The sequence below is a fragment of the Arthrospira sp. PCC 8006 genome (assembly GCF_046480465.1).
Taxonomy (GTDB): domain Bacteria; phylum Cyanobacteriota; class Cyanobacteriia; order Cyanobacteriales; family Microcoleaceae; genus Limnospira; species Limnospira platensis.
This window is the reverse complement of the sequence record NZ_PKGG01000117.1, coordinates 1-16,165: the sequence shown is the minus strand read 5'-3', so window position 1 is coordinate 16,165 and position 16,165 is coordinate 1. Positions and strand designations below refer to the sequence as shown.

13 protein-coding genes are annotated in these 16,165 nt (G+C 48.0%); 3 read left to right on the top strand and 10 right to left on the bottom strand.

The features are described from left to right. The coding region (locus tag B9T16_RS16625; RefSeq protein WP_410245286.1) for an energy transducer TonB at positions 1-961 on the top strand (961 nt) is incomplete at its 5' end. Between the two features lie 61 nt (positions 962-1,022). Here B9T16_RS16625 and B9T16_RS16620 read toward each other — a convergent pair. The 5 genes from B9T16_RS16620 to B9T16_RS16600 form a co-directional block, all read right to left on the bottom strand. Continuing rightward, positions 1,023-1,511, bottom strand: coding sequence for a rhodanese-like domain-containing protein (locus tag B9T16_RS16620; RefSeq protein ID WP_410245285.1), 489 nt, complete (start codon positions 1,509-1,511; stop codon positions 1,023-1,025). A 136-nt stretch (positions 1,512-1,647) separates the two neighbouring features. Continuing rightward, positions 1,648-3,003, bottom strand: a complete 1,356-nt coding sequence (locus B9T16_RS16615; protein WP_014274954.1) for an MFS transporter — start codon at positions 3,001-3,003, stop codon at positions 1,648-1,650. Between the two features lie 348 nt (positions 3,004-3,351). Further along, positions 3,352-4,299, bottom strand: coding sequence for an N-acetylglucosamine kinase (locus tag B9T16_RS16610; RefSeq protein ID WP_410223142.1), 948 nt, complete (start codon positions 4,297-4,299; stop codon positions 3,352-3,354). A 74-nt stretch (positions 4,300-4,373) separates the two neighbouring features. After that, on the bottom strand, positions 4,374-5,258 hold the full coding sequence (locus B9T16_RS16605; protein WP_006617548.1) for a S1 RNA-binding domain-containing protein: 885 nt from the start codon (positions 5,256-5,258) through the stop codon (positions 4,374-4,376). A 188-nt stretch (positions 5,259-5,446) separates the two neighbouring features. After that, the gene (locus B9T16_RS16600; protein ID WP_014274951.1) at positions 5,447-6,193 is read right to left on the bottom strand and encodes a dienelactone hydrolase family protein; all 747 of its coding nucleotides are present in this window, start codon (positions 6,191-6,193) and stop codon (positions 5,447-5,449) included. A gap of 183 nt (positions 6,194-6,376) precedes the next feature. Between B9T16_RS16600 and B9T16_RS16595 the strand changes: the two genes are divergently transcribed. Beyond that, positions 6,377-7,360 carry a GntR family transcriptional regulator gene (locus B9T16_RS16595; protein WP_006617550.1) on the top strand — a complete coding sequence of 328 codons (984 nt, stop codon included), beginning with the start codon at positions 6,377-6,379 and terminating at the stop codon, positions 7,358-7,360. Positions 7,361-7,406: 46 nt separating this feature from the next. Further along, a complete protein-coding gene (locus B9T16_RS16590; RefSeq protein ID WP_006617551.1) occupies positions 7,407-8,906 on the top strand; it encodes a hypothetical protein in 1,500 nt (499 codons plus the stop codon). A 93-nt stretch (positions 8,907-8,999) separates the two neighbouring features. Here the strand turns inward: B9T16_RS16590 and B9T16_RS16585 are convergent, their stop codons facing one another. From B9T16_RS16585 to B9T16_RS16565, 5 genes are all read right to left on the bottom strand, one after another. After that, positions 9,000-10,496 (bottom strand): sensor histidine kinase, encoded by a 1,497-nt coding sequence (locus B9T16_RS16585; protein ID WP_410245284.1) that lies wholly within the window; start codon positions 10,494-10,496, stop codon positions 9,000-9,002. Between the two features lie 56 nt (positions 10,497-10,552). Beyond that, positions 10,553-11,920, bottom strand: a complete 1,368-nt coding sequence (locus B9T16_RS16580; protein WP_410245283.1) for a calcium-binding protein — start codon at positions 11,918-11,920, stop codon at positions 10,553-10,555. Beyond that, positions 11,901-13,256: a hypothetical protein gene (locus B9T16_RS16575; RefSeq protein WP_410245282.1), complete on the bottom strand. Its 1,356-nt coding sequence runs from the start codon at positions 13,254-13,256 to the stop codon at positions 11,901-11,903. The genes B9T16_RS16580 and B9T16_RS16575 overlap by 20 nt, the downstream gene beginning before the upstream one ends. Further along, the gene (locus B9T16_RS16570) at positions 13,243-14,967 is read right to left on the bottom strand and encodes an FG-GAP repeat domain-containing protein (protein ID WP_410245281.1); all 1,725 of its coding nucleotides are present in this window, start codon (positions 14,965-14,967) and stop codon (positions 13,243-13,245) included. The genes B9T16_RS16575 and B9T16_RS16570 overlap by 14 nt, the downstream gene beginning before the upstream one ends. 48 nt (positions 14,968-15,015) lie before the next feature. Continuing rightward, on the bottom strand, positions 15,016-16,165 hold a 1,150-nt coding region (locus B9T16_RS16565), incomplete at its 5' end, for a hypothetical protein (RefSeq protein ID WP_410245280.1).

Sequence of the window (16,165 nt, the reverse complement as noted above, 5' to 3'; positions counted from 1 at the left end):
GGAGCAGTTTTCCATGTTGCCACCCCCTCCACCTCGGCCTCGGTTTCCTGAACATGACCCTAGCTATAATCAACCTCCGCGAATACCTAGGGAATCTCAGGACTCTGCCGAACCTACCCAAGAGTTTACCCCGGAAACCGAAGTACAACAACCTGATGGGCGGGGTTCAATATTAGCTAGACTAGAGGCAGACAACCAGCGTCGTGCCGAGGCTGTTGGTTCTCCGTCTTCTGATGATGCCGTTGCACCATCTACCCCTACCGGACAGGTTTCTGATAGTCAGTATGCCATGTTAGAAGGTGGGGGAGCCTATGCAGAATGGGTGCTGTCGATGCTGCCGGATTATCCTGACTTGGACACCACCCGACCTCGCAGTATCTCGGCACTATATCCAGCAGAAGCCTGTGACCAAAATCTCAGCGGTCAAGCCTTGGTTGGGGTGATGATTGGTTCTGGTGGTGGCGTAATTGCTGGACCCCGGTTATTGAGAGGAACGGGTTATCCGATTTTGGATAATGCGGCGATCGCAGCTATTGCCGATATTCCCTTTGAGGGTCAGGGTCGCCCCATGGCTTATCAGTATGATTTTAATTTCGATAGCGAGAATTGCCAGTCGGTGGCTCCGATTCAGGCTCCAGCCCCCGCTCCAGCTCCAGCGCCAGCCCCAGCTCCGGCCCCCGCTCCAGCTCCGGCCCCAGCTCCGGCCCCAGCCCCAGCTCCGGAAAGTGTCCGCGAACCGGAACCACAACCGCAACCACAACAGGAATTTAACCCAGAATTAGCCCCGGAAAGTGTCCGCGAACCGGAACCACAACCGCAACCGGAACTACAACCGGAACCACAACCGCAACCGGAACCACAACCCCAACCGCAACCAGAGGTACATTCTGGCTCAATACTTCAACAACTACAGGATTCTATCGAAAATCCAGAGCAATTTTCGGAGGAATTTATTGATTAGTCATGACTTCTTATAGTTCCATAAGAGGCAGTTTTCCGATGAAAAAATAGAGGATTGAGGACTATTTTTCTAAGGGTTCTCCTGCCTCTTTCCAGGCATTGATACTGGGGGCAAATCMTTTGATATTGTTGTAGCCTAATAGTTGTAAGGAAGCTACGGCAATGCCTGTCCGGTAGCCACTTGAGCAGTAMATMACCACCTGGCGGTCATGGGGAATGTCGTCTAGGCGTTCGGTGAGAGTCCGTAGGGGAATATTAATGGCTCCTTGGATGTGACCTTGCCTGTATTCGGAGGGTTCCCGCACATCAATAAATAAGGCGCGATCGCTTTGGGAAAGTTTTTTGACCTGGGCGACTTTATTTATGTTATAATAGTCGCGGGGCAACTTGTGAATAAACTGATCAACACCCTGGGAAACTTCCTCGCTGGGGGTAATAATTACGGGTGTTTTGGCAGCCTCAGCCGGGGGAATTATCCCCCAATTCCACACCGGAAAAAGTAATCCCCAGCAGCAGATACTAATTACTAAAAGCGCTTTTTTGAGTTTCATAATTGAGAACCAGGTAAATGGTCTATGGTTGTAGGGTAGCAACAACACTACCCCCAACCCTATTAAACCATATCGGCATCTTTAAAGTAGATTCCCAGCCTCATAGAGATTCACCAGCGAGAGAAACAGCCATCAATTAAGTAGAGGTAATATCAGCTTGGGTGACAGGTTGCTTAGGACTTTCAAGCATAGTTGATGCTGGTTGTACCCGCTGAGTTAAAGCCGCCGCCATTAGGAAAAATACACCACCAATAATCACAGCAGATAGGCGGTCATTATTCAGGAGATTTCGCATCACCCAACCAAACCCGAGAGAGACGGTGATTTGTGGTAAGACGATAAAGAAATTGAAAATCCCCATATATATACCTGTGCGGTCTGGTGGTAGACATCCCACCAACATAGCATAAGGCATAGATAGAATACTAGACCAAGCAATACCTATACCAATCATTGGTAGGAATAGGAGGTATTGATTATCAATTGTCACCAGAGAAAATAATCCCACCGCCCCACATATTAAGCAGAAAGAATGGGCAATTTGGCGATTAGTTGATTTGGCTATTTGGGGTAAGATAAACGAGAACCCAAAACAGACGGCATTATAAGCGGCGATACAAAGTCCAGCCCATTCTATCCCCTCAGAATATAATAGGGAATCCTGATCAACTGCACCAAAAATATTCCGGGCAACTGCTGGGGGGAAATACAGGAAAATACAATACATTCCCATCCAGGTAAACCACTGTACCCAGGACAATTGTACCATGGTTTCTGGCATATCTCGGAAAGCATCCCAAATGTCTTTTATTCCTTGGAGAATACCGCCTTTATTTTGATTGTTGAAATTCTCGATATCTTGGGGTGGATATTCTTCGGTGGTTAAGACAGTCCAGAGGACGGTGCCCAAAAAAACTGCCGCGCCGATATAGAAGGAAAATTTGACGGTTAAGGGAATGGCTTGTCCGTCTATTCCGACTGATGATACATCAAAAACATGGTTTAAAAACCAGGGGAATACGGAAGCCACTACAGCCCCTAAACCAATGAATAAACTCTGCATAGCAAAGCCTCGCGTTCGCTGGTTTTCGGGTAGTAAATCCCCAACAAAAGCCCTAAAGGGTTCCATGCTGATATTAACGGAGGTGTCTAGTATCCATAAGAGACCAGCAGCCATCCACAGACTGGAGGAAGTGGGCATGAAAATTAAGGCGATCGCACTGAGAATAGCACCGACTAAAAAGTAAGGTCTTCTGCGTCCTAAAAAGTTCCAAGTGTTGTCACTCATGTGACCGATAATTGGCTGAACCAATAGCCCGGTTAGGGGTGCAGCGAGCCATAAAATGGGGATTTGGTGAGCTTGAGCGCCTAGGTGTTCAAAAATGGCGCTCATATTTGCCATTTGCAACCCCCAGCCAAACTGAATGCCGAAAAATCCGACACTCATATTGATGAGTTGAAAGAATGTTAAATGTGGTTTTTGGGATGTCATTAATTTAATGGTTATTCAGCAGTTATAGGTCATCTGTTGAGAGGGGATGGGTTTAATTAGTTGGGAGGTGTTGAATGTGTAAGTATGATTAAATTGCTTCCGCCTCTACTGTGCAGATGTGCCGTTTTTGGCTATAGGCTTACTCCTATTATACCAAATGACGATCGCTATATATAGCGGTTCTCAGACTCATGAGGTAAAGCCCACTCAAAGAGAAGCCGCTGCGCGTCTACACCCCAAACCCCTGTCCCTTCTGGGAGAGGCTTGTCCTGAGCTTGTCGAAGGGGGCTTTGAGAGGTGATCCGATGATTTCTGAACAGGCTGTATCTATCTAAGGTTCAGGTTAAGTTATTTGAATTCCATAGCCAATAATGCGGCTCCGAATGCGGGCTCATGACGGGGCCATACTATGTCAGCTTGGGGAGCGATCGCATTAATTCCAGTGATGAATTGAGACCGTAAATTTGACCAGCCACGCCAAATTCCACCTACTGTTACAATTTCGCAAAATTCACCGGGATTAAATAAATCGGCGATCGCCACTTGAGTAGCTAAAATGAATTCCTCAGCCACATCATTTATGATAGTTTCTGCTACGGGGTCTCCCTCGGCTGCCACGCGGTCAATAATAGTAGATAATGCTGCCATATCTCGCACCCCCCAACCACGCCTATAAACGGATTCTATGAGCCTTTCAGGAGACTTTAAACTGAGTTCCTTGAGTAATTCTTGAGTCAAGCGAGTTGGCGGTAAACGGCCATCAAACGATCGCATAACGGCGCGCAACCCTCGGACAGCGATATCATAACCGCCGCCTTCATCACCCAAAATATAACCCCAACCACCAACCCTTTTTATCTTCCCGTGGTGGTTACGTCCAAACACCTGAGAACCTGTCCCAGCCATAGCGACAATTCCCACATTATGACCTAACCCCCCCACCAGTGCGATGAGACTATCGCCGCCAATGAACAGATTTTCCGGTGCAATATTCCAGTCAATTTGTAGTTGTTCATCGGACTGAATTTGTTGCACCAATTCCCGGACAATTTCGACATCTTCGGGGCGACCTACCCCCGCCAAACCCAATCCTAAACTACCAATAGAAATACCGGGTTGGTGATAGCTAACGGCTTGAGAAATAGCGTTTTTAATAGCGATTTCAGCGGCTGACAAACCGAGATTTTGATAATTAGAGGGTCCGGCTTCTCCCCTACCTAAGACCTGATAGCGATCGTCAATTAACAGACAAACAGTTTTAGTGCCACCCCCATCAATTCCCAGTCCATAAATCATCAATAAATTACCATCAATTTATCAGTTAATACCTAGTTCGGGCAACTACAAGCTGCCCGATTTTTCAGGGATATTTAAGCTGTAATCAACTTGCGAGCCCTCTCGGCGCGCGCTTCGGCAGAATCCATCACTTCGGGGAATTTCTCGACAATTTCACCTGGGTAATTTTCCAGAAGTCGAGTGGAGAGAGATACGCGCTGGCGACCCTCTTCTAGGCTAATAACTAAGGCTTTCACGGTTTGACCAAGGGTAAATATATCAGGGAGAGAACCGACATATTTTTGGCTAACTTCCTTAATATGAATCAACCCAGTTACGCCTTCTAGTTCGATAAACACGCCAAAAGGCTTAATACTTCCGACGGTTCCCTCTACGAGTTGACCAACTTGAAGCTGACTAAAGGAAACGGATTGAGAAGCCATACGTTGAGACAGTACCAGCTTTTGGCGATCGCGATTAAACTCGATAATTGTCACGGTGATAGTTTCGCCGACCAAAGCCTCTAAATTTTCTCGATCCAGGAGATGCGATCGAGGAATAAATCCCCGCAAACAATCGACATCGACAGTTACGCCGCCGCGATTAACTCCAGTAACTCGCACCTGTAAACTTTCGGAATTTTCGGAGGTTTCCGACAAATTATCCCAAGCCTTTTCAACTTGCAATTGTCGCAGAGACAGTAAAACTTGACCATCAGAATTTTGGTCACGGATAATCAAAAACTCTTGTTCTTCACCTAGGGGTAAAATCTCCGATAGATTATCCCCTGCTGTGAAGGAGATTTCGGACATGGGTAAAAATCCGGGTGATTTACCACCTTTGATTTCAATATATGCACCATTAGAATCATACTCAAATACCCGACCTGTCACGATTTGCCCTTTTTGTAAATCATAATCATGAGCTTCTAGGGCTTTGGCAAAATCATCAATTGAAAAAGACTGATTTCCTGTTGTCATAAAATAAACCAACCAAATACAAATTCACACTTTAACCCGTTCTCGCGCTTTCCCTTGATTTCCGAGTTTTGGCTGCTCTCTCTGGGAACAAAAGTCTAAGATATCCTAAGATGAGAAGCCATTTAGTAGACGGAATTGAAAGGGTTAAGCGATATGCGATCGCCAACCCCTCAAGCGTCCCCAAGTTCCTAAGAGCCTGTTAGTTCAAGAGCGAAAAGTTCCCTAACTTGTTTCCAGGCATCTTCAGCCGCATCTTTATTATAGCTATCTCGCTGCTCACAGAAAAAACCGTGGGTAGCTTGGTAACGAAAAATGCGATGGGGAATCTTACATTTTTGCAGTTCCGCCTCAATTTGGTCAACCTCAGAATTAGGGATTAAAGGATCTTCGGTACCAAAGAAGCCATACAGAGTTCCCTTAATTTCGGCAGTGCGAGTGACGGTAGCCGGTCCGCCGCCGGGAGTTCCGGTAACAATTCCCGCGCCATAGAAGGAAGCCGTCGCGCCAATATCAGGGAGGGTAGCAGCCAGATAAGTTACATGACCACCAAAACAGAAGCCAATGGCACCAAAAGGCGCATTTTTGACATTATCTCGCTGTTTGAGGAAATCAATAGTGGCTTGAATATCGCTGAGGAGTTCCGGGGCTGTAGTTTGTTCCTTGTATTTGCGCCCCAATTGCAGATCTGCGTCGGTGTAACCGACCTCAAAACCAGGAGCCAAGCGTTGGTAAATAGCAGGAGCGATCGCCACATATCCTAACCCAGCAATGCGATCGGTAACATCTCGAATATGGGAATTGACCCCAAAAATTTCTTGGATCACCACCACACCCGGATAAGGTCCCCCCTGGGTGGGTTCCGCCAGATAAGCCGCGATATTCAGATCGCCATTTTTAACGGTAACATGATTGGTACGAATCTCTAAATCTGCCATAATTCCATGATTCAGTTATTTTCGGTAACACAGGAAAGCCACTCCCAAAATCATTCATGGGCTGATGATGCTTTACTGGTTTAACTTTCCAACTATAGTATTTATCAAACCTGACAGTTCCCCTAACCGTCAAACCCCACCGCAGGCTCAAGTCTGCTCATACCGACCCTCTGGAGATTGGTTATGGTTCAGTTTTACATTCAACCCGACAGCGAAATTCCCGCTTCCAATCAACTTTTTAACCAAATTCGGTTTGCTATAGCTTCTCGCCAGTTTCCCCCAGGGCACCGCTTACCCAGCACCCGCCAACTGGCAATGCAGACAGGACTACACCGCAATACCATTAGTAAAGTTTATCGACAACTCGAAGATCATGGTTTAGTAGAAGCCCAAGCCGGGTCAGGAATTTATGTCAAAGCCTTGGGTCATGAAGGCCCCTCCCGGGCTAGTTCCCCCATTTTGCAGTATTACCCACAAGCTAACCAAATTATTCAACAGAGTTTAGATAACTTATTATCCCAAGGCTGTAGCCTCAATGAAGCCCGCGAACTATTTTTAGCCGAAATTGACTGGCGGTTACGTTGTAGCGCCCGCGTCTTGGTCACAGCCCCCACCCAAGATATTGGTATTGGTCAGCTAATGGCTCAGGAGTTAGAGGTCGCTCTCAAAATTCCCGTCCAACTCGTACCTATTGAAAAACTAGCAGAAACCATAGAACAGGTTCCGTCGGGAACTGTTGTCACCAGTCGCTATTTTATCGGAGAAGCGGAAGCTGTAGCGGGTCCGAGGTCTGTGCGGGTCATTCCCGTTGATATTTATGATTTTGCTAAGGAAATTGCTTTGGTTCAACAGTTACCCAAAGGGACTTATTTGGGAATTGTTAGCCTCAGCTCGGGGTTGTTACGAGCCACGGAGGTGATTATTCACAGTCTGCGGGGGGATGATGTATTGGTTATGACTGCTCAACTGCCAGATGACTATAAAATTAATGCTATTGTTCGTGGCGCTAAGGTGGTGATTTGCGATCAGGCTAGTGTTAAATCTGTTAAGGATGCCATACTCGCTAATCGTGAGGAGATTATCCGCCCCCCTCAGTTGGTCTGCTGTGAAAATTATATCGGTAGCAAGTCGATTAATTTGCTCAAGCGGGAACTAGGCTTAAATTAATGGCTCGGTAATCTAACAATTTTCCTATTATACGTTAGGAGTGAATATGAAGGCAACCCTTCAAGAAAAACCATCATTGACTCGAAATTATCTGACTACAAGGGATACATCTACAGCCCCTGATTTGCCCAATCCTTTTGAGCATGAGTCGGAGTATGATACTGCTATCGATGATGCTGAAAATCCTTTTGACCCGAAGGATCTCGAAGGTGTGGTTATCACTGTTGACTCGGACAGTGGCTCTGAGAAATCTCCGGGTTTACTCAGGAAAATTCTGCTGTCTCCTCAAATGGGGGTGGGTGTGGTGGTGGCTTTGGCTTGTCTGTATACTCTCACCCGTCCCTGTGTGATTGGAGAATGTCGGGAAATTCACCAGGCGAGGAGTTTGGCTCAACAATCCCAAAATACTATCGAAACTGTACCGACGGCTAGAGCGCCGGGATTGGCTCGTCAGGAGTTGGTGGGAGCGATCGCATTACTGGAAACTATTCCCTGGTGGTCTCCTCATCATTTGGAGGCGCGGATGCTATTGAGGGATTATCAACACGAACAACAGAATTTAACTTCTGTGGTCACGGCTTTGACTATGGCTGGGGTGGCGGCGCAAATGAGTCAAAATCCCCCCCACCCTCTGGATGATTGGCAGAAAATGCAGCAGTTATGGGAAGATGCGATCGCTCAACTACAAAAAGTCCCCCCAGAGAGCATCATTTATCCCTTTGCCGAAACCCGCGTAACTCAATATCGTGCCAATTTAGCTACAGTGCGTGGGCGGCTCTCATTGGAGCGAGAAGCCCAGCAAACCCTCGAAAGAGCAAAAAACACCGCACAGGTCGCTAGGGCGCGTCAGGGGGTCGCTAGACACGCGGAGAGTTGGCAATCGGTCTATGATACCTGGCAAAGTGCGACTAATATTCTGGCATCGATTCCACCGGGCACTATGGCTCACCAGGAGGCTCAATTATTACTGGTTCGTTATCAGTCCAGCTTAGAAGATTCTCGCGATCGCAAAACTATTGAACAGGTGGGTTTAGAAGCCTATAACCGAGCTGTAAATAATGCCGACCAAGCCCGCATTTTTGAACAACGGGAAGCCTGGAATGAAGCCTCTCGCGCCTGGGGTCGGGCGGTTTCTTTTGCTAACAATGTTCCTCAGAGTAGTTCCTATTACCTGGAAATGCAGTCCCTAATACCAGGTTATAATCAAGCATGGCAACAGGTGCAGGCTCAGGTTCAAATTGAGTCACGATTGGAAAAAGCACGGGGGGATCTCAGTCGCACTTGTGCCGGAAATCCGAAAATTTGCAACTATGGCATTAGTCGTGATTTGATTACAGTCCGGTTAACTTCTGAGTATGTTCAGCAAATTAAAAACTCGGCAATTTCTGGAGATAGGGCGGGAAATCCACAGCCGCGATCGCAGGCGAGAAACCATGTTAATACGCTTATTGTAGCTTTGGAGTCTATTAGCGATAATGCTAGGATTCCCCTACAGGTTTATATGCCAGACGGTCAGAAAATCGGCACTCATTTTCCCTCAATGTAATATCCCCTATTCCCTGGTTGGGGCGGGTTCTGAGGACTTGTGATTGGCTTGATGCCATAACCCGCCCTTACCCACTACCACACACCCAGATGATCAATTAGTTGGTGGGACGGGAAAGGTGACAGTAACTGTTGTTCCCTGATTAATTTGACTTTCCACGTCAATTTTACCTCGATGATTCTCAACGATCGCTGATACAATCGCCAAACCTAGCCCGGAACCGGCGATTCCCCTACCGCCTGGGGGTTGGGCGGTTTCTACATGGGGGCGGGCTGGATCTACTCGATAAAAGCGATCGAAAATGTGGGGAATAGCTTCTGGGGGGATACCAATACCATTATCTTTGACTATGACCTGCAAGCCTTCAAACTGTTCTTGCCAATGGTAGTATTCTCTGGAGTGAGTAGGACGTGGCGATCGCTTATTTTTGGGGAGATATTGCAGGGTTAAAGACACTTCTCCCCCCCTGGGAGTATAGCGGAGGCTATTACTAACTAAATTAATCAACAGCCGAACTAATTGATGGCGATCGCCTTCCACCGTAAACCAATCAGTTTCTGTTTCTGGGGGTAAGGTATCACCCGCCCACCATAGGGAAGGAGGATCAACTAAATTTAGTGATAAATTAATATCAGCAGCCTCGGCGTTAGCAGATTGTTCTTCTATCACCTCCATTAGCAAAGCATCGAGGGGAACAGAAGTAAACTGAGATTCGACAATTTTGCCATCAGTTCGGGCTAAAAATAGCAAATCATCCACCAAGCGACCTAAGCGCCTAGTCAAACGTTCAATTACTTGTAATTGCTGATGAATATCTGCATTAAGATCAGGTTCTGCTAAAGCCACCTGCACATTAGTTTGAATAGTGGCGATCGGGCTACGGAGTTCGTGGGAAGCATCAGCGGTAAACTGTTTAAGATGTTGATAGGATTCTCGCACAGGTTCGATCGCTAATTCCGATAAAAACCAACCAATAGCCGCCACGGAAATTAAAATCATCGCCCCCCCCATAGCCAAATCGGTTAATAATTGACGAATAGGCTTTGTCACCTCAAACCAGGGATGACTCACCCGCAAATATCCCAACACCTGGCGACCCCTTTCTACGCGGTCTGTCACCTGTCGCAATACCATTTTCTGGGAAGTGGGGTTAGGATCTGCGGACAGTTGAGTAATCAAAGACCAATGATGATCAGTTAACCGGACGGTTTCGCCATTGCGGTGGGTATGGAGGGGAATATCAAGGGGTTCAGAGAGGGTAGACCATAATAACTCTCCGGTGGGGCTGAACCATTCTAAATCAATATGATCGTCATCGGCGGCAGCATCAACATTATTGCGAAAACTCGCCTCGACATTAACCTGATAAAGCGCCACCCTCATAGCTGAAGATGGAGAAATGGGGCTGTTAACGGGTTCAATGACAAGCGATCGCTCAATTACTTCTACTACATGATTGAGGGTGTCATCAATGCGATCGATTAACGTATTGCGGACATACAGATAAAATCCACTAGCGAATAAGACTAACAACACCGCAGTTACAGCAGTATACCATGAAGCTAAACGTCTTCGAGTAGCTTGGAACATATTAGGGAGACCATAACCAGAGACAGTGGGGGCAAAAAGCCCCCACAAGTACCTAGTTAGTATATAAGAGTGTCGAAGTCATTTTGGGCAATGGCGTTAGCGTCCACACCCAAAAGTTCCGCCAGCACTTGAGACCCTAAGAGAATCTGGGTTTGACTACCAACAGAGGCGATCGTCAATTCCTCAAAAGTTAATCCACCATCAAGGAGAATCATATCCTGACCAACGGTGAAATCAGTAATCGTATTAGTGCCATGGGTAGCAGCAATTACAAAGCGATCGCGACCCTCTCCACCGGTGAGGGTATCATTACCCTCCGCACCAATTAGGATATCATCACCTTCTCCACCAAAAATCAGGTCATCACCTTCTCCACCAAAGATAGTGTCATTTCCTGCATCTCCGAATAGGGTATCATTTCCCGAACCTCCATGGATCAGGTCATTTCCTTGACCACCATAGATAAGGTCATCTCCTGAACCACCGAAAATGGTGTCATTACCCCGGTTGCCAAACAAGGTATCATTACCCTCATTTCCTTCGATGAAATCATCACCCAGACCACCAAAAATCAGGTCATTTCCGCCGCCACCAGAAATAGTGTCATTTCCTTGACCGCCATAGATTTCATCATTGCCCGAGCCACCAAAAATCAGGTCATTTCCTTGGTTGCCAAACAGGGTATCATTTCCCGGACCGCCAATGAGGGTATCGTTACCCGCTTCGCCGAAAATCAAATTATTGCGATCGCCAGCAATAACAATATCATCCCCTTGACCCGCGAGGATAATATCATCTTCTTCAGTACCCACAATCACATCATCCCCTTGTGTTCCCTGAATTACGCCATCATCACTGGTGAAAACTCCCGAAGCCCGTGGCATCATTTCCGGCGATAACAGCAGAGGGAAGGAGATAGGAGCAACGAAATTAGCCGGGTTGTACAACGTAAAAACCACAGGTGGTGTYACCGGCGGGGTCGGTGTTTCTTGMGTCTCCTCAACAATAGGTCCACGAGTCGGTTCATTGGGTGGCATTTGAGGCATCACAAACACAGGAGGAATTGTGCTAATCACATCATCTCGCACAGGAGCCTCATCAACAGGAGTTTCACCGTCTACGGGTTCATCCTCATCAACAGGTTCATCCTCATCAACGGGTTCATCCTCATCAACAGGAGTTTCACCGTCTACAGGTTCATCCTCATCAACGGGTTCATCCTCATCAACAGGRGTTTCACCGTCTACGGGTTCATCCTCATCAACGGGTTCATCCTCATCAACGGGTTCATCCTCATCAACAGGAGTTTCACCGTCTACGGGTTCATCCTCATCAACGGGTTCATCCTCATCAACGGGTTCATCCTCATCAACAGGAGTTTCACCGTCTACGGGTYCATCCTCATCAACAGAGTTCATCCTCATCAACGGGTTCATCCTCATCAACGGGTKCATCCTCRTCAACGGGTTCATCCTCATCAACGGGTTCATCCTCATCAACAGGTGCTATGCCATCGACTAATATGGCAGTGGTATCACCGATCGCATTGAGTGTTAAAACTGCACTCATGCCATTACTATTGACAATGGTAGCTCCATCTGCTATAATCAGCTCTGAACCTACTTCTATCCCGTCTAAGTCTTCATCTCCTTCGGCAACCGTGTAACGGAAGCTGTGGGTGATAGCAGATGACCCATCACCCACCAGGGCGGCATTCACCACACCCCCCGTATTCAGGGTAATGGGCAGGGAGACTTCACCAGAGATAGTCACCGCTTGTGAGAACGTGACGGTAAATTCGAGTTCCTGTCCAATGCCGTAGTTATTGGCCGTGGGAACGCTAACACTGGCAATGCGGGGCAGGGGTTCTACAATGATGGTGATGGTGTCGGTTTCCGCACTGAAGGCCGTAGTACCTCCATTGATGCTGACATCTTCCGAGTCTCCGGCATTACCAAAGGTTTGGTCCCAGGCGCGGAAGGTGATGCTGTTGTTGACTGTGCCACTAAAGTTGGCGTTGGGTGAGAAGAATAGGCGAGTATTGGGATTGTCTGGGAGTAACAAGGCGCTGGTGTCCGAGACGGCCCCCACTGCTGTCCATTCTGTGCCGTTATTAAGGCTGTAGTACCAAGTGCCATTGGTTTCATCTAGGGCGGTGATGGCGATACCTGTAACTGGGTCACTATCTACATCAGTGACGTTTTCACCAAGGGTGACTATTTCGCTAATTAGCCAGCCGACCTCTCCGGTAGGGGGAGTAGCTTCTAAGGTTTCATTAAAGGCAAATTCGATGTCCTGGCTATTATCGAGGACCGGGGCATCATTAACCGGGTTGATGGTGATGGTGGCGGTGGCTGTCTCGCCACTATAGGCCGTGGTGCCGCCATTGGTGCTAACGTCGGCCGTAGTCCCCACTGACAGTCGATCTGATTGGTCCCAGGCGCGGAAGTTGTAAGTGGCTTCTCCTATGTAGTCGGGGTTAGGGACAAACCGGACTTGGCTGCTGCCGTCCAGGAGTAGGGCGTTGGTTTCGCTAACTACTGGGAAGTCTACCCAAGTCGCGCCGCCGTCCGTGCTGTATTGCCAGGTGCCGTTGCTGCTGTCGGCTTCATAGATGGCTTTGGCTGGTGAGGCAAATACAGTGTCATTGTTGTAGACTCGGCTCATGGGGTTAAAACTACTATCCCATCCCGTGAGCAGGATGTCGATATCGCCGTCGCCATTCAAGTCTGCTGTGGCTACCGAACTAGCAGCCANCACCGGTCAGGGAGATATTGGTGGCTTCGGTAAATCCCCCACTGCCATCGTTGAGATACACTCGGCTGATGAAGTTATCGCTACTATCTTGGCCGGTGAGCAGGATGTCGATATGGCCGTCGCCATTSAAGTCTGCTGTGGCTACGGAACTACCGTAAACACCGGTCATGGAGATATTGGTATTGAGGCTGAAGTCTAAGATGTTAGTCAGTTCATCTACGGTGATGCTGTCACCAATTATTGTCCCTAGGTTATCTCCTGTGTGGTCGGTGCTGTCTTCGTCAATTGCTGTTAGGGTAAACTCCGCTTGACCGAGAATTGGTGCTTGTCTGACCGGGTTGATGGTGATGGTGGCGGTGGCAGTCTCGCCACTATAAGCCGTGGTGCCACCATTGATGCTAACGTCGGCCGTGGTCCCCCGTAACAGTCCATCTGATTGGTCCCAGGCGCGGAAGTTGTAAGTGGCTTCTCCTCTGTAGTCGGGGTTAGGGACAAACCGGACTTGGCTGCTGCTGTCCAGAAGTAGGGCGTTGGTTTCGCTAACTGTTGGGAAGTCTACCCAAGTCGCGCCGCCGTCCGTGCTGTATTGCCAGGTGCCGTTGCTGCTGTCGGCTTCATAGATGGCTTGGCCTGGTGGGACTTCTATTGGGTCATTGGTGTAGACTTGGCTGATGGGACTAAAGCTACTATCTAGGCCGGTGAGCAGGATGTCGATATGGCCGTCGCCATTGAAGTCTGCTGTGGCTACCGAACTATCGCCAACACCGGTCAGGGAGATATTGGTGGCTTCAGTAAATCCCCCACTGCCATCGTTGAGATACACTTGGCTGATGGGTTGAAAGCTACTATCCATGCCCGTGAGCAGGATGTCGATATGGCCGTCGCCATTGAAGTCTGCTGTGGCTACCGAACYATSGMMAACACCGGTCAGGGAGATATTRGTGGCTTCGGTAAATCCCCCACTGCCATCGTTGAGATACACTTCKYTGATGAAAACTGAATCATTCAATCCAGTGAGCAGGATGTCGATATCGCCGTCGCCATTGAAGTCTGCTGTGGCTACCGAACTATCGCCAACACCGGTCAGGGAGATATTGGTGGCTTCGGTAAATCCGCCACTGCCATCATTGAGATACACTCGGCTGATGGGCTCAAAGTCACTATCTTSGCCGGTGAGCAGGATGTCGATATGGCCGTCGCCATTGAAGTCTGCTGTGGCTACCGAACCATAGACAACACCGGTCAGGGAGGTATTAGTGGCTTCGGTAAATCCGCCACTGCCATCGTTGAGATACACTAGGCTGATAGTGCCTGAATCACTGCTGCCGGTGAGCAGGATGTCAATATGGCCGTCGCCATTGAAGTCCGCTGTGGCTACCGAACTAAAGTCAACACCGGTTAGGGAGATATTAGTGGCTTCGGTAAATCCGCCACTGCCATCGTTGAGATACACTTGGCTGATATTGCCTGAATCACTGCTTCCGGTGAGCAGGATGTCAATATGGCCGTCGCCATTGAAGTCCGCTGTGGCTACCGAACTACGGTAAACACCGGTCAGGGAGATATTGGTATTGAGGCTAAAGTTAAGGGGGTTATCAACGATCATTCTGTCAATTATTGTCCCTAGGTTATCTCCTGTGGGGTCGGTACTGCCTTGGTTAACTGCTGTTAGGGTGAAGTTGGTAATTGTTAGTTGGGGTGCTTGGTTCGACATAAATATCTGTCCTTAATATTAAAAAATACATGGATTTCAATGGACTGTTTAACGATGCCAGATTTGCTGCAAAGCTGTCTCTAAATTTCTGACGAATTGGGAGACATTAAATAAGGGGCTATCTCGACCCTTTATCCGCTGCCTTAACTGCTGCAATTCCTGGGGATTAGTTGCCCAATGGAGGGCTTTTTCTTGATAGTCAACGGCGCTGTTACATATCATTTCCGTTACTCCGGCACTGGCACAAATACTGGCTCCCATTCGGGAGGCATTAGTGACACCGGGTTTGGTTAACACGGGTAAGCCTCCATACAGGGCGGCAATAGTGGTGGAACCGCCGTTATAGTTCCAAGTATCTAGTCCTAAATCGGCTAATTCCATACGGGCTAAATATTGGTTATGGGGGATTTGGGGCGCAAAAATTAGCCGTTGGGGGTCTACTCCCGCAGCCTTGGCAGTTTGGCGCAGGTGGCTGAGGGTTTCTTCTACTGGCGGTAAGGATAGCCACAGGACACTGCCTTCTACTTCCTGTAATAGCTGCATCCAGACTTGAAATAAGTCGGGGCTAATTTTGTAGTGGCGATTAAAACAGGCAAACACAAATCCGGTTTCTGGTAATCCGAAATCCGAGCGGTTTAAGGGTTGGTCATCTATGTCCATCTGGGAACAGATGAATTGATGGGGTAGATAGATGATTTCTTCGGTATAAAAGGGGGATAAGCTATCAGGAACTACCCAGGTATCGGTGATTAAATATTGGATAAATTCTGCTCCCATGGTGTTGGGATATCCCAGAAAACTGGCTTGTATTGGGGCGGGTTGATAGGCTAGGATTTCCGGTTTATTGTATCCGGTATATCCCGCTAAATCGATGAGGATTTGGATGCCATCATTGTTGATTTGCTGGGCAGCTTCCGGGGCGCTGAGGGAGTCGAGATGCCGAAATTCATCGCCGCCCTGAATTATCTGGTCTGTGACTTCATCATGGGCGCTTAATAGGTGATAACTAAAGACTTCAAATTCGGCGCGATTATGCTGTTTAAATATGTCTTTAATTAGTCGCCCGACGGCGTGACTATAAAATTCGGGAGAGATATAACCCAGTCGCAATTTGTCGGTTTTCTGGTAGTTGAATTTCAGGGGGTTTTGGCTAATGGCTTGGCTAATGCTGGCGGCTTTTTTCTGGGCGACTTTCTGG